28 protein-coding genes are annotated in these 25,656 nt (G+C 37.4%); 6 read left to right on the top strand and 22 right to left on the bottom strand.

Features of this window, described 5'->3' with window-relative positions:
• Positions 1–108: 108 nt before the first annotated feature.
• Positions 109–2,580 carry an ATP-binding protein gene (locus KCTC52924_RS08010; protein WP_251806203.1) on the top strand — a complete coding sequence of 824 codons (2,472 nt, stop codon included), beginning with the start codon at positions 109–111 and terminating at the stop codon, positions 2,578–2,580.
• Here KCTC52924_RS08010 and KCTC52924_RS08005 read toward each other — a convergent pair.
• The 12 genes from KCTC52924_RS08005 to KCTC52924_RS07950 form a co-directional block, all read right to left on the bottom strand.
• Entirely contained in the window at positions 2,555–3,913 is a 1,359-nt protein-coding gene (locus tag KCTC52924_RS08005) for a sigma-54 dependent transcriptional regulator (protein WP_251806202.1), read from the bottom strand. The genes KCTC52924_RS08010 and KCTC52924_RS08005 overlap by 26 nt on opposite strands.
• Positions 3,914–4,069: 156 nt before the next feature.
• Positions 4,070–4,372 carry a hypothetical protein gene (locus KCTC52924_RS08000; RefSeq protein ID WP_251806201.1) on the bottom strand — a complete coding sequence of 101 codons (303 nt, stop codon included), beginning with the start codon at positions 4,370–4,372 and terminating at the stop codon, positions 4,070–4,072.
• 478 nt (positions 4,373–4,850) lie between these two features.
• Positions 4,851–5,153 carry a hypothetical protein gene (locus tag KCTC52924_RS07995; RefSeq protein ID WP_251806200.1) on the bottom strand — a complete coding sequence of 101 codons (303 nt, stop codon included), beginning with the start codon at positions 5,151–5,153 and terminating at the stop codon, positions 4,851–4,853.
• A gap of 450 nt (positions 5,154–5,603) precedes the next feature.
• Positions 5,604–5,906: a hypothetical protein gene (locus KCTC52924_RS07990; RefSeq protein ID WP_370671530.1), complete on the bottom strand. Its 303-nt coding sequence runs from the start codon at positions 5,904–5,906 to the stop codon at positions 5,604–5,606.
• A 450-nt stretch (positions 5,907–6,356) separates the two neighbouring features.
• The gene (locus KCTC52924_RS07985; RefSeq protein ID WP_251806199.1) at positions 6,357–6,659 is read right to left on the bottom strand and encodes a hypothetical protein; all 303 of its coding nucleotides are present in this window, start codon (positions 6,657–6,659) and stop codon (positions 6,357–6,359) included.
• Positions 6,660–7,015: 356 nt separating this feature from the next.
• The gene (locus KCTC52924_RS07980) at positions 7,016–7,330 is read right to left on the bottom strand and encodes a hypothetical protein (protein ID WP_251806198.1); all 315 of its coding nucleotides are present in this window, start codon (positions 7,328–7,330) and stop codon (positions 7,016–7,018) included.
• 197 nt (positions 7,331–7,527) lie between these two features.
• A complete protein-coding gene (locus tag KCTC52924_RS07975) occupies positions 7,528–7,740 on the bottom strand; it encodes a hypothetical protein (protein WP_251806197.1) in 213 nt (70 codons plus the stop codon).
• Between the two features lie 364 nt (positions 7,741–8,104).
• The gene (locus KCTC52924_RS07970; protein WP_251806196.1) at positions 8,105–8,416 is read right to left on the bottom strand and encodes a hypothetical protein; all 312 of its coding nucleotides are present in this window, start codon (positions 8,414–8,416) and stop codon (positions 8,105–8,107) included.
• 215 nt (positions 8,417–8,631) lie between these two features.
• Positions 8,632–10,170 carry a DUF4301 family protein gene (locus KCTC52924_RS07965; RefSeq protein WP_251806195.1) on the bottom strand — a complete coding sequence of 513 codons (1,539 nt, stop codon included), beginning with the start codon at positions 10,168–10,170 and terminating at the stop codon, positions 8,632–8,634.
• Entirely contained in the window at positions 10,170–10,733 is a 564-nt protein-coding gene (locus KCTC52924_RS07960; protein WP_251806194.1) for an AAA family ATPase, read from the bottom strand. The genes KCTC52924_RS07965 and KCTC52924_RS07960 overlap by 1 nt, the downstream gene beginning before the upstream one ends.
• A complete protein-coding gene (gene pnuC, locus KCTC52924_RS07955; RefSeq protein ID WP_251806193.1) occupies positions 10,688–11,326 on the bottom strand; it encodes a nicotinamide riboside transporter PnuC in 639 nt (212 codons plus the stop codon). Before pnuC ends, KCTC52924_RS07960 begins: the two co-directional genes overlap by 46 nt.
• Before the next feature lie 284 nt (positions 11,327–11,610).
• Positions 11,611–12,243 (bottom strand): 4'-phosphopantetheinyl transferase superfamily protein, encoded by a 633-nt coding sequence (locus KCTC52924_RS07950; RefSeq protein ID WP_251806192.1) that lies wholly within the window; start codon positions 12,241–12,243, stop codon positions 11,611–11,613.
• A gap of 186 nt (positions 12,244–12,429) precedes the next feature.
• Between KCTC52924_RS07950 and ahcY the strand changes: the two genes are divergently transcribed.
• Entirely contained in the window at positions 12,430–13,746 is a 1,317-nt protein-coding gene (gene ahcY / locus KCTC52924_RS07945) for an adenosylhomocysteinase (protein ID WP_251806191.1), read from the top strand.
• A gap of 653 nt (positions 13,747–14,399) precedes the next feature.
• On the opposite strand, the gene rpmA is transcribed toward ahcY, so the two are convergent.
• The 3 genes from rpmA to KCTC52924_RS07930 form a co-directional block, all read right to left on the bottom strand.
• Positions 14,400–14,660 (bottom strand): 50S ribosomal protein L27, encoded by a 261-nt coding sequence (rpmA, locus tag KCTC52924_RS07940; protein ID WP_251806190.1) that lies wholly within the window; start codon positions 14,658–14,660, stop codon positions 14,400–14,402.
• Between the two features lie 24 nt (positions 14,661–14,684).
• Entirely contained in the window at positions 14,685–15,203 is a 519-nt protein-coding gene (gene rplU, locus KCTC52924_RS07935; RefSeq protein WP_251806189.1) for a 50S ribosomal protein L21, read from the bottom strand.
• A gap of 102 nt (positions 15,204–15,305) precedes the next feature.
• Positions 15,306–15,761 (bottom strand): DUF4199 domain-containing protein, encoded by a 456-nt coding sequence (locus tag KCTC52924_RS07930; RefSeq protein WP_251806188.1) that lies wholly within the window; start codon positions 15,759–15,761, stop codon positions 15,306–15,308.
• Positions 15,762–16,145: 384 nt separating this feature from the next.
• Between KCTC52924_RS07930 and KCTC52924_RS07925 the strand changes: the two genes are divergently transcribed.
• On the top strand, positions 16,146–16,565 hold the full coding sequence (locus KCTC52924_RS07925) for a hypothetical protein (protein ID WP_251806187.1): 420 nt from the start codon (positions 16,146–16,148) through the stop codon (positions 16,563–16,565).
• A 133-nt stretch (positions 16,566–16,698) separates the two neighbouring features.
• On the opposite strand, the gene gldD is transcribed toward KCTC52924_RS07925, so the two are convergent.
• The 4 genes from gldD to mutY are packed head-to-tail and all read right to left on the bottom strand — an operon-like array spanning position 16,699 to position 20,122.
• Positions 16,699–17,253: a gliding motility lipoprotein GldD gene (gldD, locus tag KCTC52924_RS07920; protein WP_251806186.1), complete on the bottom strand. Its 555-nt coding sequence runs from the start codon at positions 17,251–17,253 to the stop codon at positions 16,699–16,701.
• Entirely contained in the window at positions 17,243–18,571 is a 1,329-nt protein-coding gene (locus KCTC52924_RS07915) for a gliding motility-associated protein GldE (protein ID WP_370671529.1), read from the bottom strand. Before KCTC52924_RS07915 ends, gldD begins: the two co-directional genes overlap by 11 nt.
• Before the next feature lie 24 nt (positions 18,572–18,595).
• A complete protein-coding gene (locus tag KCTC52924_RS07910) occupies positions 18,596–19,060 on the bottom strand; it encodes a single-stranded DNA-binding protein (RefSeq protein WP_251806184.1) in 465 nt (154 codons plus the stop codon).
• Positions 19,061–19,084: 24 nt separating this feature from the next.
• Positions 19,085–20,122, bottom strand: coding sequence for an A/G-specific adenine glycosylase (mutY, locus tag KCTC52924_RS07905; RefSeq protein ID WP_251806183.1), 1,038 nt, complete (start codon positions 20,120–20,122; stop codon positions 19,085–19,087).
• A 128-nt stretch (positions 20,123–20,250) separates the two neighbouring features.
• Here mutY and KCTC52924_RS07900 point away from each other — a divergent pair, with 128 nt between their 5' ends.
• Positions 20,251–20,541, top strand: a complete 291-nt coding sequence (locus KCTC52924_RS07900) for an HU family DNA-binding protein (protein WP_251806182.1) — start codon at positions 20,251–20,253, stop codon at positions 20,539–20,541.
• Positions 20,542–20,815: 274 nt separating this feature from the next.
• Entirely contained in the window at positions 20,816–22,363 is a 1,548-nt protein-coding gene (locus KCTC52924_RS07895) for a ribonuclease E/G (RefSeq protein WP_251806459.1), read from the top strand.
• Positions 22,364–22,442: 79 nt separating this feature from the next.
• Here KCTC52924_RS07895 and KCTC52924_RS07890 read toward each other — a convergent pair whose 3' ends face one another.
• On the bottom strand, positions 22,443–23,381 hold the full coding sequence (locus tag KCTC52924_RS07890) for a DUF1080 domain-containing protein (RefSeq protein WP_251806181.1): 939 nt from the start codon (positions 23,379–23,381) through the stop codon (positions 22,443–22,445).
• A 278-nt stretch (positions 23,382–23,659) separates the two neighbouring features.
• Between KCTC52924_RS07890 and KCTC52924_RS07885 the strand changes: the two genes are divergently transcribed.
• Positions 23,660–24,142: a regulatory protein RecX gene (locus tag KCTC52924_RS07885; protein ID WP_251806180.1), complete on the top strand. Its 483-nt coding sequence runs from the start codon at positions 23,660–23,662 to the stop codon at positions 24,140–24,142.
• Positions 24,143–24,192: 50 nt separating this feature from the next.
• On the opposite strand, the gene KCTC52924_RS07880 is transcribed toward KCTC52924_RS07885, so the two are convergent.
• Positions 24,193–24,690 carry a porin family protein gene (locus KCTC52924_RS07880; protein WP_251806179.1) on the bottom strand — a complete coding sequence of 166 codons (498 nt, stop codon included), beginning with the start codon at positions 24,688–24,690 and terminating at the stop codon, positions 24,193–24,195.
• A 57-nt stretch (positions 24,691–24,747) separates the two neighbouring features.
• Entirely contained in the window at positions 24,748–25,605 is an 858-nt protein-coding gene (locus KCTC52924_RS07875) for a cupin-like domain-containing protein (protein WP_251806178.1), read from the bottom strand.
• Positions 25,606–25,656 lie beyond the last annotated feature (51 nt).

The following is a 25,656-nucleotide window of genomic DNA, read 5'->3' as shown; positions in this document are numbered from 1 at the left end:
AAATCAATTTCAAAATTAAAATCCACTTTTAATAATTAACTTTTTTTATAGACAGATAGAGGTGCAAAACCGTATTTTAGAAGCGGCACATTACACAGTAATTCAAAAATGAACAAAAGCAAAAACAAGTTTACCATCAAAATAATGTTCAGCTATTTTATGCTAGGAATATTAGCCTTAGTTGTCGGGTATTTCATAGTATCTGAAATAAAGGTATACGTATCTACTGAAATTAATGCTGAAAATGACTCCAAACTATTAAAAACAGGCTCTTTACTTACCGAATTATATCAGGCGGAAAGTCTCTCTAAATTGGCGCTTCAAAAAAAGACCTCTAAAAGTTTTACCGCCTACACCCAAAAGATAGATTCAATTTTTATCTCTATAGACTCCGTAAAACTACTGACTGACAATGACTATCAAAAAAAATTATTGGACAGTGTACAGGTATTGCTTAAAAAAAAGGTATTCAACAGCAATGAACTTTTACGATTAAAACGGAATAGCGAGGACAACAGTTCCATAGACAATGCCCTATTAGAACTAAGCAAAATTGAACAATCCATGGGAAAGCTCCCCCCAGAGAGTTTTAACCCAAACTACGCTGACTTACCAGAAAAATCTCGTGAAATTTTAAAAAATTACGCCGACTACCTCAGTGATAATGTCCCAAAAGATTCGCGAGACCGTGCTACGGCCTTAGAGATAGATTCCATTATTACCGCTTCAAAATTGCTATTGCAGGAAGCCAAACAGCAAAAAATTCAGACCTTCCGAACTTTAGCACAAAAAGAGATGGAACTCAGCAGGGCCGATCTGGAAATTTCTCAACAATTAAGAAGTATCATTTCCGCTTTTGAACAGGAAGTGATGGCGAAATCGTATGACGACAACTTAAAAAAACAGGACGCCCTTAAACGTAGTATACGGCTTGCCAGTGTTGCAGCCTTACTGGGATTTGCCATTGTAGGGCTCTTCACCTTTCTTATCACCAAGGATTATTGGAAGGTCCAATTGTTTCGGGAACAGTTGGAAAAAGAAAAGAAATTTTCTGAATCCCTATTAAAAAGCAGGGAACAACTAATAGCCACTGTAAGTCACGACCTCCGAACTCCGCTCAATACCATTACTGGGTATTCCGAATTGATGGAAACTACCGGGCTAACGGGACTACAGGTTTCCTATCTAAAAAATGTAAAATCGGCCTCCCATTACGTAGATAGCTTAGTAAACGATTTATTGGATTTTTCCAAGTTGGAGGCTGGAAAATTAAAAATTGAAAAATCTCCTTTTATATTAGTCGATCTTATCACTGAGACCGCCGAAAACTTAAAGGAACTTAATACTAGAAAGAAGATTGTATTACAATTGGAACTGGATCCCCGTTTAAATAATCCGGTATTAGGCGATGCCTTTAGGGTCCGACAAATTCTGACCAATCTAATCGGGAACGCTTATAAATTTACGGAGGAAGGTTTTGTGAAGATCACGGCAAAAATCATTCAGGAATCAGGCGACACCTACAAAACCCGAATTCAGATAATCGATTCAGGAATTGGAATAAAAAGAGAAAAACAAGAACAAATCTTTAAGGAATTTACTCAGGCCGAAGACCATACCGATAAAAAATACGGAGGTTATGGATTGGGACTTACCATTTCTAAAAAGCTCACGGAACTATTAGGTGGTAAGATTAGCTTAAATAGTCAGGAAGGAAAAGGCAGTACCTTTATAATTGAAATTCCTTTTGAGCTCGCTCAACTCCCCCTTGAAAAAAATGATATAATAGAAATATTACCACAAGACAACCTATCGCTACTAATTCTAGACGATGATCCGGCCATGTTAAAACTATTAAATGAGGTCTGTCAACACCTAAATTTTACGGCCCATACTTTTAGCAACTTTTATGAGATTGATAAAAGTGCAGATTTGGACTATGATATGGTGCTGACAGATATCCAAATGCCAAATATTAGCGGGTTTGAGGTTTTAAAGAAACTGCAAAGCGAGAATTACCTTCACTACCACGAACAGCCCATAGTAGCAATGACGGGAAGGAAGGATTTGAAAAGACAAGAATACCTACAGTCCGGTTTTGCAGATATTTTACAAAAACCCTTCTCCAAAGATCGATTTACAGCAATGCTTGGCGGACTATTTCCTGCTAGGATTCCTAAAGTTCAAGAAATGAATTCGGAAGGAAAAATCTGTTCAGATTCTAACTTGTTCAGTTTAGAGGTTATCTCTTCATTTTTGGGCGATGACAGGGGTGGAATTGCAGAGGTTCTCCAGACCTTTATTTCAGACACCGGTACAAGTCTGGAAAAATTAAAAAATGCTATGGAAACTTCTGAAAATGGCGAAATAAATACCATTGCCCACCGAATGCTTCCCATGTTCCGGCAACTAAAAACCAAGGAGATAATCCCACTTCTAGAACAATTGGAAACTCTAAAACCCCAGGAATTAAATACCAAAGAACTACGGCTTACCTACAGTAGCCTAAAAAATAAAACTACCGTGGTGATTTTAGCGATAAAGGCTTATTTGGCTAAAGATCCAAATTATAGTGGTTAATCTTATTATAGAGGGTCTTCCTTGTAATCTGGAGTAATTTTGCCGCTTTAGACTTATTAAAATTGGACTGTTTTAAGGCCCTGACAATTTGATCCTTTTCATAATCTGCCTTAGAGAATTTTTCATCAGAAAAATCAATTTCCTTTGTTTTATGCACTTCCTTAGGTAAGGTTTCCTTTTCCACAAAATCCCCTGTAGTCAATAGCACTGCTCTTTTAATTACGTTCTGTAGCTCCCGGAGATTACCTGGCCAATGATATTTTCCAAAAATAGCAATTACTTCCTCTGAGAACCCCTGAATATCCTTTTCCAAGGACCTATTGGCCTTCTGCAAAAAATAGTCTGCAAATTGCATTAAATCTTCATAACGATCTACCAAAGCGGGTGTTTCTATGGAAAATTCATTTATTCTATGGAACAAATCCTCTCTAAAAGTTCCTTGCTCCACTGCCTCGGTAAGGTCTTCATTGGTAGCGGTAATAATCCTTACATCAACGGTTATCTCTTTGGTACTCCCTACCCTTTTTATCTTTCTTTCTTGAAGTGCCCGTAATAATTGAATTTGATTTTCATAGGAAAGATTGCCTATTTCGTCCAAAAACAGAGTGCCCTGGTGCGCCGCTTCAAAATGACCGATTTTATCTTCTATAGCCCCAGTAAAACTTCCTTTAATATGGCCAAAAAACTCGCTAGTGGCAATTTCTTTGGGGATAGCCCCACAATCCACTGCTACAAAGTTAAATTTATTGCGCTTGCTTTGGTCATGTATAGCCTTAGCAGTCACTTCTTTCCCTGTACCACTTTCTCCGGTAATTAGGACCGACATATTAGTTGGGGCAACCAATTTTATATATTCGTTTAATTTTCTTGATGCTTCGCTTAGGCCAGAAATTACCTGATCTTCAGAATCCGAACTTTCTACTGATCCAGACTTCTTCGTATGGTCTGTCTTACTATTAGATTTAGATACGGCTTCCTCATTGAGGGCGCTTTTAATCTGCATTAGGATTTCCTCTGGAGTAAATGGCTTGGAAATATAGTCGTAAGCTCCCTTCTTCATAGCGTCTACAGCAGATCCGACCTCTGCATACCCTGTCATAACGATCACCTGTATTTTAGCGTTAATCTCCTTAAAGTCGGTCAACAGTTGCACACCGTCATAATTTGGTAGTCTCAAATCCGTCAGCACTAGGTCAAAGGCAGATTTAGCAAACTTAATTTTGGCATCCTGCGCCGTAAAGCTAACCTCAACATCATATCCATTACGGGTTAAAAACTTTTGCAACATCTGACAAAAGGCGGCATCATCTTCAATGATAAGTATCTTGGACATAGTGATTTTCTTACTATTTACTAGAATTAGTAAAAATACCATAAGAATGTCAGTTGTGAATATAAATTATCATAAAAAAGAAAGGAGCCGCTAAACGCGACCCCTTTCTTACCAAACCAAACTTGATACAAAACAAATAACTCAAGTTATAATTTCTTATTTTTCTATCCAATTACCATCCTTATCGGCATAAAAGGTAGCGGATGTACCATCTTCCAAGGCCAGTTCCAATTTATATTGTTCTTCTTTATTCACATAAGCCTTATTGATAGTAGCAGATGGATAATTTGTAGCTACTGCATTGCTAACAGCCTCAGGCAATTCGCTGGTCTCCATAGCGGTAAAGTCGTCCTGGGCAACTACTACTTCCGTAGCTTCCTGGGTTACTTCTTCTCCCTCTTGGGCAAATGCGGTTAAACTTCCTAAAGATAATACGGCAACAAATAATAACTTTTTCATAGTGTTTATTTTAATAGTTAAACTTGTTATGTCTATTGAAAATATGATACCAAAATTTTTAAAACAGCTATAACAATCGCAATTTACTGATAATAAGGTAATTACATATATTTCCCGATTTATCTAGGTGTGTAATTTTGGGTAGATATATATTGTACTGTGTAGTATTTATACATCTCCCAGCTGCAACTGACAGCAACTTAATTGACAGCTATCGAAATAACTAAATATGATATTTAAAATCCATCTTAGAGAAAGATCAAAGTTGGACAACTGTTCTATGTATTTTGTAGTTCAATTTCAATTGACCCAAGAAATACGGCCATCGATCCTGATGCTTTAGGAAGATGCTTGTCACCTAATAATAACACGAGTTATGCTTAGCGTATATTTCTTTTAACCAAAAAAAGAGGCCGCTATACGCGACCCCTTTCTTACCAAACCAAACTTGATACAAAACAAATAGGTTAAGTTATTACTACAATTCTATCCAATTGCCATCTTTATCGGCATACAAAGTACCAACGGTACCGTCCTCTAAAGCGACTTCCAATTTATACTGTTCTTCTTTGTTTACAAAGGCCTTATTGATGGTAGCCGTTGTATAATTAGTGGCAACTGCATTACTAACAGCTTCCGGCAATTCGCTGGTCTCAATAGCGGTAAAGTTGTCCTGGGCAACTACCACTTCCGTAGCTTCCTGGGTTACTTCCTCTCCCTCTTGAGCAAATGCGGCTAAACTTCCTAAAGATAATACGGCAACAAATAATAACTTTTTCATAGTGTTCATTTTAATAGTTAAACTTGTTATGTCTATTGAAAATATGATACCAAGATTCTTAAAACGGCTACATTAAACATAGACCCCTAATAATGAATTAACTATAGGTATTCCTACAAAATAGCTAGGTGTGTAATTATGGGTAGGCATGTAGTCTACTGTGTACTAATGATACAACTATAGGGTACAACTCAGTTGGATACCTAAAAAGCCATCTCTGAGGTTCACCAAAGTTGGGCAACTGTACAAGGTATTATATAGTTCAATTTTAATTGGTTCATTAAATATCCCTATTAATCCTGATGCTTCAGGAAGATGCTTATTAACAAATAGCGATATGATCATCTATCCTTAGTGTATTAGTTTCCTACAAACAAAAAAGGGGCCGCTATACGCGACCCCATTCTTACCAAACCAAACTTGATACAAAACAAATAGGTTAAGTTATTACTACAATTCTATCCAATTGCCATCTTTATCGGCATACAAAGTACCAACGGTACCGTCCTCTAAAGCGACTTCCAATTTATACTGTTCTTCTTTGTTTACAAAGGCCTTATTGATGGTAGCCGTTGTATAATTAGTGGCAACTGCATTACTAACAGCTTCCGGCAATTCGCTGGTCTCAATAGCGGTAAAGTTGTCCTGGGCAACTATCACTTCCGTAGCTTCCTGGGTTACTTCCTCTCCCTCTTGAGCAAATGCGGTTAAACTTCCTAAAGATAATACGGCAACAAATAATAACTTTTTCATAGTGTTCATTTTAATAGTTAAACTTGTTATGTCTATTGAAAATATGATACCAAGATTCTTAAAACGGCTACATTAAACATAGACCCCTAATAATGAATTAACTATAGGTATTCCTACAAATTAGCTAGGTGTGTAATTATGGGTAGGCATGTAGTCTACTGTGTACTAATTATACACCTATAGGGTGCAACTCAGTAGGATACCTAAAAAGCCATCTCTGAGGTTGACCAAAGTTAGGCAACTGTACAAGGCATTATATAGTTCAATTTTAATTGGTTCATTAAATATCCCTATTAATCCTGATGCCTTAGGAAGATGCTTATTAACAAATAGCGATATGATGATCTATCCTTAGTGTATTAGTTTCCTACAAACAAAAAAGGGGCCGCTATACGCGACCCCATTCTTACCAAACCAAACTTGATACAAAACAAATAACTCGATTTGTTTTTACATTTCTATCCAATTGCCATCTTTATCGGCATACAAAGTACCAACGGTACCGTCCTCTAATGCGACTTCCAATTTATACTCTTCTTTTTTATTTACAAAGGCCTTAGAGATGGTAGCCGATGGATAATTAGTGGCAACTGCGTTGCTCACAGCTTCCGGCAATTCGCTGGTCTCAATAGCGGTAAAGTCGTCCTGGGCAACTACCACTTCCGTAGCTTCCTGAGTTACTTCTTCTCCCTCTTGGGCAAATGCGGTTAAACTTCCTAGAGATAATACGGCAACAAATAATATTTTTTTCATGATGTTTATTTTTAATGGTTAAACTTCTTATACCTAATGAAAATATGATACCAAGATTGTTAAAACGAACACACACCCCCTCAATCCCTTTAAAAACAGCGATTTACCAGATATACGCCAAGTTATTTAGATGAGTAATTTTGTGTAAGAAGATTAACTAGTGTGTAATAATTACCCAACCTATTGTGGTGATTTCTATTTAATACATCTTAAAGAAACAAAAAAGAATAACTTTAGGGGAAGATTGCAAAACATATGCCTACAAACAAATTTGGCCTTCGACCAAACAAAAAAGGGACTGAAAACCAGTCCCTTTTTAACAATCCCAACCCTATTAATAGTAAGGAATATCTATTTTATCTTTCAATCCAATTACCGTATTTATCGGCATATAGGAAGCCTGACTTACCATCTACTAGTACAATCTCCAATTTGTATTGTTCCGCCTTATTCGCAAAGGCATTTTTTATTATTGCAGTTGGATAGGAATTAGTAATCACTTTTTTTACGGCTTTAGGTATTGTATTAGAATCTATTGCTGCAAAATGGTCTACCGATATACTTACCTCTGCAACATCCGTGATCTTCATTATTGAGTCTGGCTTTTTATCCTGTGCACAGGAAGAAAGACTAATCAGCGATATTGCAATGCCTAAAAATAACTGTTTCATGATTTCCAATTTTATAGATTACTACCTATACTAATGGGAAAAGGATACCGAAATCTCAAATCTACACCTAACACACTGATTACCACACCTAAATACTATTATACGATAAAATCCAAACCGGGTAAACATGGGTATTTGAGAGGGAAATTGTGTTAAAATTACACACTTTAACACAACCATAGGTGTTATTAAATTATCTATTGGCCTTCTGTCGAATCCTGAATCTGACCGTTCTTATCCGTATAAATAACGTGAATAGCTCCATTTTCAAAAATCAATTCCAGCTTAAACCCTTCCTTGTCACCTTTAAATGCATGGACTAGGGTAAAAGTATTAAATTGCTCATAAAGCACTTCTATAATATGAGGAGGGAGCTCATAAGCAGATATAGGCTGATAATCATCTTCCATGTCCGGTTAAAATTGATTTATGTACGGGAGGAAAATTTGTTTTAGGAGAGATTGTTGTTTACTAAATTATGCATTATATCTAAATTACCCTTTAATAAAATTCAGAAAATTGATAGCATTTACAATAACTTATCCGGTCTATAAAAATTCTCACCACTTGAATAATTTTCAATTTCCTAGTGACAATTATGACCTAACACTATATTTTCGGAAACCAACTTCCTTACTTGAAAGGGGTTTAAACCCAAAATTCATCAATACGCTGGATAGTTAAAACCAATTTTGAAAATGTTCTTAGGTTTCCAAAAAATAAGGCCGCAATAATTGCGGCCCCTACTAATGTAACTATCTCAAATTTAGTTATTTACATATCAATCCAGTTGCCCTCTACATCTATATACAATTCTTCGGTAGAATCGTCAGCAAGGGTAACCTCTAGCTTATATTCACTTTCATCATTAATATAAGCGCTATCAATTTCGGCTCCAGGATAATCTTTTTCTAAGGCGGTTGTAACCGCTTCAGGAAGTTTATCTCTCTCTATTTCGGTAAAATCCTGCGCATGGATCATCTCCATAATTCCATCGTGAAAAATTGGCGGACTAGCCAAAACAGGGCTAAATGACCCTACGGCCAATGCAGTTGCGAAAACTAAATTTTTCATTTCTGATTTCATATCATTATATTTTATGGTGAATAACATCTTTTCTTCACACCAATGATAGCAAAACTGTGCCAATCAAGGTTACAAACCTATTATAAAATACAATTACCTTAGTATCAGAGAATTAATAAAGTTTCAATATATTTAAGCAGTGTTTAAAACTGTTTACTCATAAAAAAAGTGTGTAATAATTACACACTTTTTCGAAGTCTTAAAATTTATATGAGCTATTCCACCTGATGTGAAGGTTTCAATAGATCGTTAACGGTTTTTACCGGATTAAAAGTCTCTAAAGGGACTTCTACAAAAATAGTATTCCAAAACGCCATGGCCCCGTTCCATAGTCCAGGTAATTCCAATGCCTTTAGATCCTTACCTTCCTTGGTCTTTTGGGTAATAAAACCTTGTTGGGTATCTACATAATTCAATAAATTAAAGTTTTCACCCTTATAATTTCTCACTCCACAAACAAGGTCTACTGGATTAAAATGGGTTGCGTTCTTCATAATTCGTAATTGTTCCGGATTGCCAGTGTCTACTTGAGCAGATTCTATAATTTGCAATGAAATATGACCATGAACATCCTTTACCCAAAAGGGTCCTCCTCCAGGCTCACCCTCATTTTTCACCATGCCACAGATCCGAATGGGCCTATTGATCTTATCTTTTAGAATTTCAATTTGCTCCCCTATACTAAAACTGTAGTATTTATCTAGAAAATGCACATTGAGTTCCTCTTCTAAAAACTTTTTTATACTCGCTAGTTCTTCCGCCCTAAGATTATTTTTATCCAATAGTTCGGCATATTTAAAAGTTTTTTCCTGTAGTTCCAATAGCAATCCGCCAAGTATTTTCTTATTATCGGCTACTACTTTGGAATATCTGGGAACTACTACATTATCTATATTTTTAATAAAAATAACATCTGCATCAACATCGTTTAGGTTCTCTATCAATGCTCCGTGACCCCCTGGCCTAAACAAAAGTGATCCGTCTGTTTCGCGAAACGGTTTATTGTCCATATCTACCGCAATGGTATCTGTGGAAGATTTTTGAAAGGAATAGTTAACTGTGAAGGAAACCTTGGTTTCTGCCGCAACTCTTTCTCCTGCCTTCTTAAATTCTTGGTTGAACATTTCCCCATGCTGTTCCGAGATGGTAAAATGCAATTTTGCCTCATTATTTACCGATGAGTAGGCAGCAGCTTCCTTTAAATGCTCCTCAAAAGGAGTAGCACTACATTTCCCATAATGGTGAAATGGCAATAATCCCTTTGGGAAAAATCCATAATTTAATCCGTCTTCCAACAACATCTCTTGTACAAAGAGATACTTTTCCTCTTCCTTAGAACTTGTTTTTCCTTTTATTCTATTTTGAATAAGATCAAAAAAGGCGAAGTTTTGGTATCCCTCAAAAAAAGTTGCAACCTCTGTATCCCCTGTCCGCTTAATATAAGCATCCAAACGCTCCGTTTTTGGATCGTAAGCCTCTAGAAAATTAAACATAGCTTTGAACATTCGGGAGGCTGCACCAGAAGCAGGTACAAATTTCAATAATGAGATTCTGTCCCTTGCCCCATCAAAAATATTGATCAAACTTTTTTCGCGAGCCTCTGAAAATTTAGAAATCCCGTGGGAGACTATTGCCGCTTTTTCCAATCGGACAAACGGAATTCCCTCTTTAAATGTTTCTATTTGGCTCCTTACTTTTTCCTTGGAAACCCCTAAGTTTTCCAACTGAATTATATCCGCTTCAGATAATTCCATTATTTTTCTAATAGTTGGTTAATGTATTTCACGGCCGTCTCTAGCCGGGTTTTTTTATCACCCTTTAATATAACAAAATTCCTGTTATGCCGCTCCAAAGTTTCCTTGAAATACAAAAACATCTGTTCACGTTCGTTAGGCTTATCCCTAAGGTCGTCCTTTTCCCAAGGAATATCAATATAGGTGAGAAAATATAAATCGTAAGTATTCTTCAGAGCATATTTTTCTAAAATGGGATCACAATAGCCTAAATAATACGCCTCGGAATAGACCATAGTTTCCAAAAGGTCCGTATCACAGATCAAAACATCGGTAGCTTTTTGCGCCAGCTCATTTTCCAATTTCATTTGGCCCTCCGCAATAGGCAGCAAATCTTGGTGCTCACAAGTCTTTCTTTCGTTATTCCATTTATCTTGAAGATATTCCCGGGCATATTCTGGAACCCAAACCGAATTATAATATCTGGCCAATTGCTCGGACAAGGTGGTTTTTCCTGTTGATTCTGGACCAAACAAAACTACTTTAACAACATTCGAGGGCTTTTGTTTAAACTTTTCTTCCATGCTAGGTATCCTAAAACGGCTATAATAGTGAATAAAAAATATTGGAAAGAAGTAAATATAAGGCCTTTGTACCAATACAAGGGTATTGATATAATATCACCAATGATCCAGTAAATCCAATTTTCAAGTTTTTTGCGCGCCATTAACCACATGCCCACAAAGAAGATGGCCGTGGTAAACGTATCTACATAGGCGGTCCAATGATCCAATTTGTTAAAAACCAAATACACTATTACAACAAACACCACAGTACCTATAAAAAGTAAGGCAGACCAGCTATTCTCTTTTGGCGATGTTCTGGTAATTGGGATGAAATGTTCCTCATCTACCTTTCTTGTCCACACATACCAACCGTAGACACTCATGGCAAAATAATAGGCATTGATCATCATGTCTCCCAAAAGACCAAAAATAATCAGGATATAAACGAAAATTCCAGTGCTGATAATCCCGGTTGGAAACACCAGGATATTCTCCCGCATGGAATACCAAACACTTAAAAATCCAAAAAATACGCCCACCATCTCCAAGACTATCAAATGGGTTGAGGTATCCTGATATTGGGAAAATACCCAATCAATAATGGGTCCCATAGCTGCTTCGTTCAGTATTTATGATTTTCATATACATTAAGTCCTTCTCTAACAATTCACAAGATGCTCTAATTACCGTATGCAACTCTTTTATTAGTTGGTTATATTCACCACGCACCTAGTTCCCCTAATAGGTTTTTCAGGATTCTGCTCCTTAGGCCCAGATTGATTTGATGAAATTAATACATGCTCCATATTATTAACCTCTTAGGGAGTCAGCCTAAGCACTACTGTAATATACGTGCTATGAATTTAATTACGGAAAGGTTTAAAACTCATTACTACTAGTCCTTTACGGCATATACACAAGTATACCCTTCAAACTCTAAAAATTTAATAGCATAATTAGACGATTTACCCTTAAATAATATGGCCCCTGTAGTTTCCCATTCGGATAAAGAGAAATCGGTAATGTCTATATGGTGTAAAAAACTTAGTCCCGGATTATTATAAATTTTATAAAGCGACTCCTTGGCTCCCCAAACAATGGTTAGTTTTCTAATCAAAGCATCGTTATTGGCAACCGTCTTATATTCCTCCAAGGGAGTATATTTATTGGCAATTCTGAGAATTTTTTCGCGTTGCATCTCTATATCGATGCCAACTTCCACACTATCGGATAGTATTATCCCTGTAAACTCGTGGGAATGGGTAATGGAAATAAATCGTCCGTCCTTTAAATGGGGCTTTCCTACATCGTCATAAAAAAGATCATGATCCACATAGCCCTCAACTGCCAATAAGTGCCGAATACTCAAAAATCCCCTTCGGTGCAGTTCAGATTTCATCCCAGAAACCCTATTTTGACAATGAGGAGTAAGGACCACCCCCTTAGAGAGTTCCGCCTCGGTTTCCTCAACTTTCCAAATCAGGACCTTAACATGGGAATCTACTGTTATTGTTTTATAAAGAGGCATTGGGTTATTTAAGTTATTACTACCTTTGCTTGTGCAAAAAATCAGATAATTGTTCCTTTACGAATGTAAAAATAAAATTGGAGAAGAAATAGGGGAAACTAATTTATTCTTTATTTAAGATATTTATAACTTCCAACCTAACTTCGTAAGATTACCACAAGGGCGATTGACTAAAAAAAATAGAATATGAGTTCAAAAACTATTCCTTACGTACCCTATAAAGTAAAAGATATTGGCTTGGCCAATTGGGGAAGAAAAGAAATTGAATTGGCGGAAGCCGAAATGCCTGGACTAATGTCCCTACGAGAAGAGTACGGTAAAGAGCAGCCACTAAAAGGTGCCCGTATTGCAGGTTGTTTACATATGACCATCCAAACAGCCGTTCTTATAGAAACCTTGGTTGCTTTAGGAGCCGATGTTACTTGGAGTTCTTGTAATATTTTTTCTACTCAAGATCAAGCAGCAGCCGCAATAGCCGAAGCAGGAATTCCTGTTTATGCTTGGAAAGGTATGTCTGAAGAGGAATTTAATTGGGCCATAGAGCAGACCTTATTTTTCGGAGAAGACCGCAAACCCTTGAACATGATCTTGGATGATGGAGGTGACCTTACCAATATGGTCCTAGACAAGTACCCAGAAATGGCAGCAGGCATCAAAGGTCTTTCAGAAGAAACCACAACTGGTGTGCACAGACTATATGAGCGTGTAAAGAAAGGAACCTTGCCTATGCCCGCTATTAATGTTAACGATTCTGTTACAAAATCTAAGTTCGATAACAAATACGGATGTAGGGAAAGCGCTGTAGATGCCATTAGAAGGGCTACTGACACCATGCTTGCTGGAAAACGCGTAGTGGTTGCAGGATACGGTGATGTAGGGAAAGGTACTGCTGCATCCTTTAAAGGAGCAGGCTCTATTATAACCGTTACCGAAATAGATCCAATCTGCGCACTACAGGCCGCAATGGATGGTTTTGAAGTGAAAAAGATGGAGACCGTAATCGGAAATGCCGATATCGTTATCACCACCACTGGGAACAAGGACATTATTCAATCACAGCATTTTAAAGCGATGAAGGATAAGGTAATTGTTTGTAATATTGGACATTTCGACAATGAAATAGACATGACTTGGTTGAACAAAAATTACGGCCATACTAAGGATGAAATTAAACCTCAGGTAGACAAGTACACCATAGATGGTAAGGATGTAATTGTACTTGCTGAAGGCCGATTGGTTAATCTTGGTTGTGCTACCGGCCATCCAAGTTTTGTAATGAGCAATTCCTTCACAAACCAGACCTTAGCACAAATAGAACTTTGGAAGAATAGCGAAAATTACAAAAATGAGGTGTATATGCTTCCTAAGCATTTGGACGAAAAAGTTGCCGCCCTACATTTATCGCGTTTGGGAATTGAATTGGAGACCCTAAGACCAGAACAAGCCGAATATATCGGCGTAAGCGTTGAAGGTCCATTTAAACCAGAATATTACAGGTATTAACGCCCCGTAAGCAATAGATTAAAAAATCCCTTATATTAATTTAATATAAGGGATTTTACTTTAGCACCCATCCAGTTCCATCCCACCACACACACAACCGCCCCTTATCAATATCATTGTAACAGTACCGTGGCACCTCATTTTCTTCAGGAGAACAAGCCAAATAGCCTTAACTAGCTGCGCTAAGTCTCCCGACTTAGTGCCGAGAATGCTGAAATAAAAGCCTCTAGGGCCTAATTCAGAGGGGTCAGGAATATAGAATTCTTCCTATTTAAGCTCTCAAATCTATTTGCCTAAATCTATAATCCCACAACTTTCTAACTTGATCCGTTATTATATAATCAGGTATTCATGAACCTCCTTTGTCGGTTTCTTTGGACAAGCAAAGAAATCGGAGATTCACGAAAACCGATAAAAAACAATAAAAATCACCTTGAGTAAAATGAAAGAACAATCAAATAAAAACACTGTTAAAGGTATTTGTAATGTAAAATTTGTATTTACACATAACTTGCATTTTTTTTTACATAAACACAACAATTAGTCATGATCCATGAAAACGGCACACCTTATGTTAATTCTAAAATAAAAACCATAAAAAAACCCCTTCCAAAAGATGGAAAGGGTTTTTTGAAATTTTAAAGAAAAAGCAATTAGGCCTCAAAAGGCTCTATGGAAACATAAGATTTTCCGCCTGCTTTCTTTTGGAACTTAACAAGACCGTCTACTCTTGCATGCAAGGTATGATCTTTTCCTGCATATACATTTTGTCCAGGATTATGTCTTGTACCACGTTGTCTTACGATGATATTTCCCGCAATGGCAGGCTGACCACCAAATATCTTCACGCCTAAACGTTTCGATTCTGATTCCCTACCGTTTTTGGAACTACCAACACCTTTTTTGTGTGCCATGATATTTTGTTTTAATTCTAGTTATTAACTTAAAGCGGCAATTAATTCTGCTTTCTTCATTGAAGAGTAACCTTCAATTCCCTTAGCTTTTGCCATATCTCTCAATTCCGCAACCGTGTTTTTACCTAAATCATCGGTAGCCGGTGTTTCCACCTTCTTTGGAGCTTCAGCTTTTACTTCAGCATTTTTAACTGCTGGTTTGGCTTCTTTCTTCTCAGTCTTTTTGGCTCCAGAGGCAATAATTCCCTCAATTAGCACTTCCGTCAAATACTGACGGTGACCATTTTTTGTTTTGTAACCTTTACGTCTTTTCTTTTTAAAGACGATTACTTTATCACCTTTTAGGTGCTTAATGACTTTAGCCTCAACAGCGGCTCCGTCTATAGCGGGGGCGCCAATTGTGATGTCACTACCATCTTCCAACAAAAGAACGTTATCAAAGGTTACTTTGCTACCTTCTTCCTCTTGCAAACGGTGAACATACACTTTTTGGTCTTTCGCAACTTTAAATTGCTGCCCTGCTATCTCTACAATTGCGTACATAGCTTGTGTTTAAATTATAAATATAAGAACTAGCCTAACTCTATATTAGGCGGCTGCAAATATAGTTCTAAATACTTAATCTACAAGCCTTTTTTTAGATTTTTAAACCGATTTCCTATTTAAATTGTTGGACGACTTAAATAGTTGCATAAATGACAGGGTAAGTACAAGTGTAGTGGCAAACCCCATAATAGCAACGGTAAAGAAAACTATACCTTCGGAAGTGTTGTAGTCCCTAAACCAAACCTTGGAAAGCTCATCCAAAAAGCCAACGTTGATCTCAGTTGCATAGAAGGCAAAAAATATAGTGAATATTATGGTCGCAACAAATCCCGTTACAATTCCGGCAGCAAAACCTTTTCCATAATTAAACGAAACACCTGTTTCTATTCGATAATATTTTATGGCCTCATAAATACCAAAACCAGTGATTACCCCATTAAACAGACTATAAAACACATTGGTATGCAAATTAAAAAGGGATAAGATTAAAAAATAAGCAATTAATGAACCACTAGTGGCAATTCCAAACCTAATAGGTAGCGAAAACAGTTTCATAGATTATTTTTTTAGGTTATACATTTAAAGTACAGAATTTTACTGATTAATGCACGTAAATTAACAAGGAACTCATCTTAGATTTTACAAACTGTGTTTTTTAGCTTATCAAGCTACATGTAATTTATAGCCACTCCAAACAAAATTCCCCCTATTTTGTATATTTGACACCTAGAGTATAAATAAATCCCAATTGGCAATTGCACCCTTAAACACTATAATTTTTTAGTATGAAATGAGCATGACGCAAAATTGGATGCAAATACTAATAAAGAAATGTGAACCTGACTGCTGTAAGTAGATGTACATAGCTGTACTGGAGTTTATCTGCCTAAGGCAAGCGCAACCGAAGCATGACCGTTAAAAAACAATAAATAGTTATATATGAAAACAAGTAGATTAATAATTATCCTAATCGTTTTAACAATTTTACCTTTTTCCTGCAAGGAGAATAAACAGGAAACCTCACAAATGAAGGAAGTATTGGCTATACATGACGAGGTTATGCCTAAAATGGGTACTATAGGCAATTTGATTAGTGAATTGGATGAAAAAATTAATGAAAGCAACCCAGATAATCGCTATAGCAAGGCAAGACAAAACCTAAAAGACAGCCACAAATCCATGATGGATTGGATGAAACATTTTGGTGACCGATTTGATGGCGATGAAATAATGAAGGGAAAAACCCTTACCGAAGAAAAACAGATGTGGCTGAATGAAGAGGAAGCAAAAGTAAAAACGCTAAGGGATCAGATAAATACCAGTATTAAAACTGCCGAAGATCTCCTTAAAAGCAATTAAAAGAAGTCTATAATTCAATTTTAAAATCCAACACTTAGGGAAACAAACCTTGGCATAATATCTACAACTCTAATTTTAAGACGACACTATTGTACACTAGACGAGGGAATGCAACAGCTGCATTATTAATCCTTTAGTCTTTCCATTTCAAGGTTTCCATAATATTTCGGATATCGTTTTGCAAGTAAGCTGCGGCCGGTAAAATGGAATCATAATTGGGTTTGGCGTAGAAATACAAAGACCCAGTTACAAAATGTTGCGTGCTATCGGTTACATAGAACTGTGCCTGGGAAGCAGCATTTCCCTTTACTTCATAATACATACCATAAACCCTTCCCTCTTCATTTACAAAAGGTTGCTCTAAAATATTATCAGCCTTTGCCGCATGCTCATAGCTTAATCTTTGGGCATCGGTAAGCAATTTGTCTAGATTTCCATTTACATTTTTATAGGTAATAAAAATAGAGCCGTGCATTAAGGGGTAGTCCAAAGTAAAGGAATTGCCCTTCTTGGACCTTATCTTGGCCATGGCATTGTGCTCCATGGTAAAATAATCGGTCGTAAGAGACATGAGCTCCGCTCTGGGATACTCTAACCGCAATAGCGCCTTAGGCTTCGGCATAATATCTCCTTGGCATGACGCTAGAAGGAAGTAGCCAAAAAAAATAACTATTATACTATACTTCATTAGGCAAGGTTACTTTTATCTGTTTCAATCGTTTTTTATCCAAGCTCTCTACAATAAATTTATAATCCTTAAACTTCACCACCTCTCCCCTTTTAGGGAAGTTTCCGGCAATCTCTAGGATAAATCCGGCAATGGTTTCTGATTCGCCTTTATTATTTTCAAAATCATCTTCATCCTTAATCTTAACTACCTTGTAAAAATCACGAAGGGTTGTTTTTCCATCAAATACGAAATTAAAATCGTCCAACTTAGAAAAAATAAGATCCTCATCATCAAACTCATCACTTATATCCCCAACGATCTCTTCTATAATATCCTCCAAGGTAACAATCCCGGAAGTCCCACCATATTCATCGACTACAATGGCCAAATGGTTCTTTTTAGTCTGGAACTCCAACAACAGGTCATCCAACTTTTTATTTTCCGGAACAAAATAGGGCTCCCTAATCAAAGACATCCAATTAAAAGTCTTGCGATCTATATAGGGCAACAAATCCTTAACGTAAAGCACCCCTAAAACATTATCCATGTTTTCCGAAAAAACCGGAATTCTAGAGTAACCATTCCTTTTTATCTCTACCAATACCTCTGGATACTTCAAATCGCCGTTCAAGGCGAAAATATCTATCCTTGGGCGCATCACCTGTTTTGTATCGGTATTACCAAAAGAAACAATCCCCTCCAATAACTTCTGCTCTTCCTTGGTGGTATCGCCTTCCGAGGTAAGTTCCAGTGCCTGCGACAAATGATCTACACTAAGGCTCGATTTCTGTTTTCCTAATTTTTGATACATTAGAATGGTGGTCGATCGCATTGGCAAACTCAATGGAGAGAATAAAAAATCCAATACCTTTAAAGGAATAGCCATTAAAAAAGCAAAAATCAACTTATTCCTATTGGCATAAACCTTGGGCAATATTTCTCCGAACATCAATATTAGAAAGGTAACCACTACCACTTCCAGCACAAAGCGGATCTGAACAAGGCCAAAAATGGAGTAATCTAGGTTCTTAAAAAGAGTATTCCCAATCTTATTAAACAACAACACCACTCCAATATTTATGGCGTTGTTGGCAATTAAAATCGTAGCCAACAGTTTCTTAGGTCGATCTAAAAGTTGTACTATTATTTTGCTTTTGGTGGTTTTTTTATCATCAATCTCCTTAACATCTGTAGGGGATAGTCCAAAGAAAGCAACCTCCGCACCCGAAATTAGGGCAGAACAACATAAAAGAAGAATAAGAATTATACTTTTTATGGCAATAGCAGTATCGATTGCCATAAAATTCAACAATAAACTATGGGGGTCAGGGTCCACTAATAGGTTTTTATTTTAATTTTTCTAGAAAGGTAAATCATCTTCCTTTTCAGGCTCATTAACTCCTAACGATTCATTAGGGCTATTTGTTGTGGACGATGGTCCTTGCTGTTGATTTTGTTGGCTAGCTTGGCTGTTGGAAGCGCTCTCCTTTTTGGTGCTCAAAAAGGTGAATTCCTGAACGTGAACCTCGGTAGAATACCGTGTAGTCCCATCCTCGCCCTGCCATTGACGATTTTTTAATCTGCCCTCTACATATATTTTATCCCCTTTAGAGAGGTATTTTTCGCATATTTCGGCAGCCTTGTTCCGTACTACAATATTATGCCAATCCGTATTGGTAATTCTTTCACCGGTCTGTTTATTGGTATAGGTTTCATTGGTTGCTAAAGGGAATCTACCTATACAATTTCCACCTTCAAAATAGTGCATTTTAATCTCGTCCCCTAAATGCCCAATTAGCATTACCTTATTTAATGTTCCGCTCATAAATTTAATGTTAGGTCAAAAGTACTAAATTTTAAATGCTTCTATAAAATCCGCTATTAAAACTGGAACAGGATATTTATGGAGATCGGTGATTTTTATCCCATTCTTCAATTTATTCTCGGCAAGGACGATCCAAAACCGGGTATGCAAGTGTTGGTGCGACAATTTATGGACCAATTGTTTCTCATTGTACAAATATACCTCAGAAGGCTCTTCTAAGGCTATCACATCACTTAAATTTTTGACCACCTCCTTTACCTCAATTTCACTTTCCGTTTCCAAAAGCGGGAATTCATAAAGGTTTCGCCATATTCCAGGCCCTTTTCGCTGTTGCAACAAGGTACTATTATTTTCATCTACCAGTACCAAATAATTAAAATATCGTTTTCGTATTTTGTTCTTCTTAATTTTTACCGGCAAGATGCTTACCGCATCCCTAGCCAAGGCTACACAACCTACATTTAACGGGCAACCAATACAATCTGGATTTTTGGGAGTACACTGCAAGGCACCGAATTCCATTAACCCTTGGTTATAGTCCCTGATGTTAGAAACATCCATCACCTTGATTGCAAGCTCCTTAAAAAAAGCAATACCCTCAGAACTATTTATCGGCAAATCTACCCCGAAGTAACGCGCCAACACCCGAAAAACGTTTCCGTCTACCACTGCTTCCGGCTTGTCAAAACAAATAGAGGCCATTGCGCTAGCCGTATAATCCCCAATTCCTTTTAGCTTCACCAATTCCTTGTAGGTATCTGGGAACACGCCACTGTACTCTGCCGCGATAAACTTAGCGGTGGCATGTAGGTTTCTAGCCCTGGAATAATACCCTAGACCCTGCCATAACTTTAAAACCTCATCCTCTTTTGCAGCAGCAAGGTCCTCCACGGTGGGAAAAGCCTTAACAAATGTTAAATAATAGGGAATTCCCTGCGCTACCCGGGTCTGCTGTAACATAATTTCGGATAGCCATATTAGGTAAGGTTCACGTGTCTTTCGCCATGGAAGCGGTCTCTTATGCACTCCGTACCACTGCAAAATAATTCTAGAAAAACTCATTTAGTAAGGTCTGATTTACAAATGTAATAGTTTACCATCTTAAAATTAAGTTCTTTAGCATTGAAAGATATAATTTAATTCATATATTTGCGTCCCGAAAAAAACACATAGAAATATATTTACTTAAAATGACGAAAGCGGAAATTGTAACGAGAATCTCAGAAAAGCTGGGCATTGAAAAAGGTGATGTACAAGCGACTGTAGAATCCTTTATGGAAGAAGTAAAAAACTCCTTAGAGGGTGGTGACAACGTATACCTAAGAGGATTTGGTAGTTTTATAATTAAAACAAGAGCCGAAAAAACTGGTAGAAATATATCAAAAAACACTACCATTAAAATACCAGCACACAATATCCCTGCTTTTAAACCAGCAAAGGTTTTTGTAGAAGGTGTTAAAAGTAATGTACAAGTTAAATAAAATAATATTAACCTAAAAATAGACCTTTATGCCCAGCGGTAAGAAAAGAAAAAGACATAAGGTAGCTACCCACAAGCGCAAAAAGCGCAGGAGAGCTAACCGACACAAGAAAAAGTAGTTTTTACAACTACTTTTTCTTTTTTTACGTTCCTTGACATAGAAATTCTCAAAAGAATTTCGACGGGTTTATACAACCTGTACAAATTATTGTTTAATCATTTGTTCCATGTTGACCTTCGGGCTCGACTTACGGGATGAATATAAATTAATTCAGGTGAATAGAGAATTAATCGTAAGATCTAGTTCCAATGCCGTTGATTTTGCCTTGCTAAAAGATGGAAAACTCACTGAATTACACAAAGAAGAGGACAGTAACGATTTTGCCGTTGGCGATATAATGATCGCCAAAGTCAGAAAACCTGTTACTGGATTAAATGCGGCATTTGTAAATGTCGGGTATGAGAAGGACGCCTTTCTACATTACCACGACCTTGGTCCGCAACTGGCTTCTATGTTGAAATTCATTAAAAAAGTTAGCACAGGAAAACTTACAGACTACTCTTTGGACAATTTTCAGTTCGAAGAAGATATTGACAAAAATGGTAGCATCAGCGATGCTATCAAGGCCAATCAATCCTTACTAGTACAAATAGTAAAGGAACCTATTTCCACAAAAGGACCAAGAATAAGCTCAGAACTTTCCATAGCTGGCCGTTATTTGGTCATGGTCCCTTTTTCCGACCGCGTATCGGTTTCTCAAAAAATAGAGAGTAAAGAAGAAAAAGACAGGTTAAAAAGGCTGGTCAGAAGCATTAAACCTAAAGGGTTTGGCGTTATTATCCGGACAGTAGCAGAAGGCAAAAAAGTAGCAGAATTGGATAAAGATTTGCAGAATTTACTGATCAAATGGTCAGTGATGTGCAACAAAATTCAGAAAGCACCGCATCCATCCAAAGTTTTGGTAGAGCTCAACAGGGCATCTTCCATTCTAAGGGATGTTTTTAACGATTCCTTTACGGGAATCCATGTGGATGACGAAACGCTTTATGAACAGGTAAAAGATTATGTGCATGAAATTGCACCAGAGAAAGAATCTATTGTAAAGTTGTATAGTTCTACTGTTCCCATATTTGAAAAATTTGGGATAGAAAGACAGATCAAAACTTCTTTTGGGCGCACCGCCACTATGAGTAAAGGTGCCTATCTGATTATTGAACATACGGAAGCATTGCACGTTATCGATGTAAATAGCGGCAACCGTTCCAATAAAGCCAAAAATCAGGAAGATACCGCCCTCGAGGTCAATTTATTGGCCGCTTCGGAGATTGCCAGACAATTGAGACTCCGCGATATGGGAGGAATTATCGTGGTAGACTTTATAGATATGGGCAAAGGCGAACACAGAAGACGCCTTTTTGAACATCTTAGAGATGAGATGAAGGACGATAGGGCCAAACACAAAATACTGCCTCCCAGTAAGTTTGGACTGATACAAATTACAAGACAACGGGTAAGGCCCGAAATGAACATTAAGACGAGTGAGGTGAACCCCAATGGCACTGGGCCAGAGGTAGAAGCACCCATAGTCTTACTAGACAAGATAAATGTAGATCTGGAAAAACTCCTAAAAGGACCGGCAAAGGACAATGGAATTAGCTTAAATATCCATCCTTTTATTGCCGCTTATTTAACTAAGGGATTTCCATCCATCCGCACCAAGTGGTTCTTGGAGCACAAAAAATGGATTAAAATTCAGCCTAGAGATGCTTATACGTATCTTGAATACCGTTTTAAGAATAAAGACGGCAAAACCATATATTAAAAAAAGCGACTTCCATAATGGAGTCGCTTTTTTTGTTTGTATTAATGTGGACTTTTTCCTAGAGGCCCTATAGGTAGATTTATTCTACTCTAGGCGTAACCACAATATTTCTAAATTCTATTGGACCGTGATCGCCTTGGAACAAAAATGGACCCGGTTCCCCTTCCCTACTATCCAAAGCTCCCCCTGTAATCCCTGGAATAATCTGATCATTGATCACTGTTACACCATTGGCAACCACTGTTACCCGTCTTCCAATCAATGTAATATCGTACTCTTGCCATTCCCCCGCAGCCTTGGCCACAACCTCGGTAGGTGTTAGAAAGCCATACACTCCACTAAATTCAATATCGGAAGGCTCCGCACCCTTACTATCCGTTATTTGCACCTCATAGCGTCCACGAAGATATACCCCACTATTACTTCCCTCAGGATAGCGAAATTCTATATGCAATTTAAAATCATTGAACTTTTCATCGGACACCAAATTAGATCCTGATTTTGGGCTTTTCAACACCCCAGATTCCACGATCCATTGATTTTCTCCCATGGCATTCCATCCCTTTAGATCCTTCCCATTAAATAATTTCTGTGGCTTGCCCCACCTTGGGTTCTCGGTATATTCTAATTTTGGTGCCCTAACAGCTTCCCATTGGTAAGTTTTACCGTTGGTATAAAGCATGGTCCCATTAAGAACATCACCATCCAATACACCCTGAAACTTCATATCACTGTCCCCATCTTCCCATTGTGGGGGTATGGAAAAGCTAAATTGTCCATCCTTTATTTTTACTTCTGAAATAGGACGCGCACTACCCATGGCATACACAAATCTACCTACCAAAGTACGCGATCCCGAATGGCGGATCTCCAACCAAGAGGGAAGCTCTTTGCCATCCTGAGAAATCACTAAATTCCATCTCCCCTCAATAGGGTTAATCATTTGCGCATAGGAGAATGTAGAAATAGCTAGCAGCATATTTAAGGCTACCAAACATAATTTTGATCTATTGTTCATTTGAAAAGGCTTGTTTTTTGTGAAATGTAAATATAATAACAATATTAGATACTTAAACTAGCGTCTATTCAAAACCTCCAAATTCATCATACATATATTCTCAAATAATTTCATATTTTCTCAACTTACTCTGTCGATAGGAACAGCACATCTTACATACTTACAACCAATGCCGCCTATGTTTGCATTATCAGCTCCATAATCCTCCGTATATTTACAGCCTATCCGAAGAATGTAAATGCAGAACTAAATAAAATACCAAGACACAGATTATTTTCATGACACAACTCTATAAATCATATTCCGTTACCGAAGCCACCAAAAAACTAGAGAGTTATTGCGTATATCAGGATCGGTGCCATAAGGAAGTAATTACAAAGCTCAGGGAAATGCGGATGATTCCAGAAGCCATAGATCAAATTATGGGACAACTCATCCAAAATAATTACCTCAACGAGGAGCGTTTTGCCAAAAGCTTTGCTCGTGGAAAATTCAATATCAAAAAATGGGGCAGAAATAGGATCGTAAACGAGTTAAAGCAACGTGATATTTCCAAATTCAATATTAAAATTGCTTTGGAAGAAATTGATAACGGAGAGTACTACAAGACATTTAATGCATTAGCCAAAAAACGCCTGACCGAAATAAAGGAGAAAGACGTACAAAAAAGAAGAAAAAAATTGGCAGACTACCTCTTTTACAGGGGATGGGAAAGCAATATGGTATATGAAAAAATTGGAGAACTTATCCCCTTCAAATAACAAATTACCATACCCCTTACCATAAGGCAAGGGGATATGGCAACTAAATTTTAATTAAGATTAAAGGATGCACCAATACTGAAAACAAACTGATTGTGCAATTCTTCCGCGTCGGTCAGACTTCCTGTCTTATACTTAGCCAAAGGCGTTCCAATTTCACTGAAAATTCCAAAACCATCGGAGAAGAAGTATCTGACACCCAAATGTGCCCCAAAGTTCTTAAGACCCAAATCCAATCCCGGATAAACATCAACATTATCCCCCATTTTGAGAACACTTCCCAAATTGGCATTGAACCTTGCTTTTAGATCAATTCTGTGATCAAAATCGGCATTAATTATATTTGGAACATCTAAAGCATAGGAAGAGGAAACTCCAATGGAGAAATTTTCCCCCAAACCGTAATCATAACTAACAACGATACCCGTAGCATTATCCTGAAAATTGGCCCCGATCTGCATTTTCTGATCACCTGAGCCTTCAAAAGCCTGCGCATTAACGGATGCTGCCGCCAAAACAAATACAATTGCAACTAATAAATTTTTCATTCTAGGTATATTTTAATTTATAGCGTGCAAAGTTATCCCATTTCACTAAATAAACCCCTAATTCAACTGCTTATTTGTTCTGATAATGGCTTGCTCATTTTTCCAATCTATCCAATCCTGCCCTTTTAATTTACGCATAAAACCATCGTAATGCCTCATAATCAATACGTTGTAAAATGCCTTTCCCAAGTTCTTGGGTTTCCTGGCTATAGCACGTAAACTCAGGGAAAATCCTGGAGTAAGATACCTCATATAATGCCAGTATCCTTCGGGCATATACAATACCTCCCCGTGCTTTAAGTGACTTTTATATCCAGTGGCATTCTTTAAGGCAGGCCATTTGGCGAGGTCGGGATTGGCAAAATCTATACTCTCATGGGTAATTAATGAATGGGGAACTTTGTACAAAAATTGATTCTCCGACTGGGGAAATAGGGTAACTTCTTTTTCACCCACAAAATGAAAATGAAAAATATTGGCCAGATCAATATCGTAATGCATAAAGGTATAGGAATCTTTCCCTCCAAAGAAAAGCATTGGTAGCCCTCTCATTAATTTAAGTCCAAAATCGGGATAGGCAAAATCTTTTTGTAGCTTCGGTACTTCTTTTAATATGTTCCAGAGAAAAATACGATACTTGGTAGGCTCCTTTTGTAAAAGATCCAGATAATCGGACATTTTCATGGTGGTATGTGGCTGGTTAAAACCATCTTTATGATGTACCGGCCTATTGTCATATAAGGGCACCGTTTTATCACCGGCAACCTTACGCATATAATCAAAATCCCATTTGGAATAGGCAGGCCAATCCTTTATACAATTCTCTATCACCACCGGAATCTGTGGTTTAAAGAAGTCGTTAATAAAGGCTTCCTTACTAATATTTGCTACCCTTGGTATTTCTTTTAAGTTCAATACGGCATGGTTATATTCTGTACAAAAGTAAAGAAACCATCTGCAAAATTT

This window comes from Arenibacter antarcticus (assembly GCF_041320605.1).
Classification (GTDB): Bacteria; Bacteroidota; Bacteroidia; order Flavobacteriales; family Flavobacteriaceae; genus Arenibacter; species Arenibacter antarcticus.
Note: the sequence above shows the minus strand (reverse complement) of the source record. Positions and strands in the feature narration are given on the sequence as shown.

Excerpts from the sequence above, each read along its gene's own strand:
- KCTC52924_RS08010 (WP_251806203.1), top strand. The coding sequence starts at position 109 with ATGAACAAAAGCAAAAACAAGTTTACCATCAAAATAATGTTCAGCTAT.
- KCTC52924_RS08005 (WP_251806202.1), bottom strand. The coding sequence starts at position 3,913 with ATGTCCAAGATACTTATCATTGAAGATGATGCCGCCTTTTGTCAGATG.
- KCTC52924_RS08000 (WP_251806201.1), bottom strand. The coding sequence starts at position 4,372 with ATGAAAAAGTTATTATTTGTTGCCGTATTATCTTTAGGAAGTTTAACC.
- KCTC52924_RS07995 (WP_251806200.1), bottom strand. The coding sequence starts at position 5,153 with ATGAAAAAGTTATTATTTGTTGCCGTATTATCTTTAGGAAGTTTAGCC.
- KCTC52924_RS07990 (WP_370671530.1), bottom strand. The coding sequence starts at position 5,906 with ATGAAAAAGTTATTATTTGTTGCCGTATTATCTTTAGGAAGTTTAACC.
- KCTC52924_RS07985 (WP_251806199.1), bottom strand. The coding sequence starts at position 6,659 with ATGAAAAAAATATTATTTGTTGCCGTATTATCTCTAGGAAGTTTAACC.
- KCTC52924_RS07980 (WP_251806198.1), bottom strand. The coding sequence starts at position 7,330 with ATGAAACAGTTATTTTTAGGCATTGCAATATCGCTGATTAGTCTTTCT.
- KCTC52924_RS07975 (WP_251806197.1), bottom strand. The coding sequence starts at position 7,740 with ATGGAAGATGATTATCAGCCTATATCTGCTTATGAGCTCCCTCCTCAT.
- KCTC52924_RS07970 (WP_251806196.1), bottom strand. The coding sequence starts at position 8,416 with ATGAAATCAGAAATGAAAAATTTAGTTTTCGCAACTGCATTGGCCGTA.
- KCTC52924_RS07965 (WP_251806195.1), bottom strand. The coding sequence starts at position 10,170 with ATGGAATTATCTGAAGCGGATATAATTCAGTTGGAAAACTTAGGGGTT.
- KCTC52924_RS07960 (WP_251806194.1), bottom strand. The coding sequence starts at position 10,733 with ATGGAAGAAAAGTTTAAACAAAAGCCCTCGAATGTTGTTAAAGTAGTT.
- pnuC (WP_251806193.1), bottom strand. The coding sequence starts at position 11,326 with ATGGGACCCATTATTGATTGGGTATTTTCCCAATATCAGGATACCTCA.
- KCTC52924_RS07950 (WP_251806192.1), bottom strand. The coding sequence starts at position 12,243 with ATGCCTCTTTATAAAACAATAACAGTAGATTCCCATGTTAAGGTCCTG.
- ahcY (WP_251806191.1), top strand. The coding sequence starts at position 12,430 with ATGAGTTCAAAAACTATTCCTTACGTACCCTATAAAGTAAAAGATATT.
- rpmA (WP_251806190.1), bottom strand. The coding sequence starts at position 14,660 with ATGGCACACAAAAAAGGTGTTGGTAGTTCCAAAAACGGTAGGGAATCA.
- rplU (WP_251806189.1), bottom strand. The coding sequence starts at position 15,203 with ATGTACGCAATTGTAGAGATAGCAGGGCAGCAATTTAAAGTTGCGAAA.
- KCTC52924_RS07930 (WP_251806188.1), bottom strand. The coding sequence starts at position 15,761 with ATGAAACTGTTTTCGCTACCTATTAGGTTTGGAATTGCCACTAGTGGT.
- KCTC52924_RS07925 (WP_251806187.1), top strand. The coding sequence starts at position 16,146 with ATGAAAACAAGTAGATTAATAATTATCCTAATCGTTTTAACAATTTTA.
- gldD (WP_251806186.1), bottom strand. The coding sequence starts at position 17,253 with ATGAAGTATAGTATAATAGTTATTTTTTTTGGCTACTTCCTTCTAGCG.
- KCTC52924_RS07910 (WP_251806184.1), bottom strand. The coding sequence starts at position 19,060 with ATGAGCGGAACATTAAATAAGGTAATGCTAATTGGGCATTTAGGGGAC.
- mutY (WP_251806183.1), bottom strand. The coding sequence starts at position 20,122 with ATGAGTTTTTCTAGAATTATTTTGCAGTGGTACGGAGTGCATAAGAGA.
- KCTC52924_RS07900 (WP_251806182.1), top strand. The coding sequence starts at position 20,251 with ATGACGAAAGCGGAAATTGTAACGAGAATCTCAGAAAAGCTGGGCATT.
- KCTC52924_RS07890 (WP_251806181.1), bottom strand. The coding sequence starts at position 23,381 with ATGAACAATAGATCAAAATTATGTTTGGTAGCCTTAAATATGCTGCTA.
- KCTC52924_RS07885 (WP_251806180.1), top strand. The coding sequence starts at position 23,660 with ATGACACAACTCTATAAATCATATTCCGTTACCGAAGCCACCAAAAAA.
- KCTC52924_RS07880 (WP_251806179.1), bottom strand. The coding sequence starts at position 24,690 with ATGAAAAATTTATTAGTTGCAATTGTATTTGTTTTGGCGGCAGCATCC.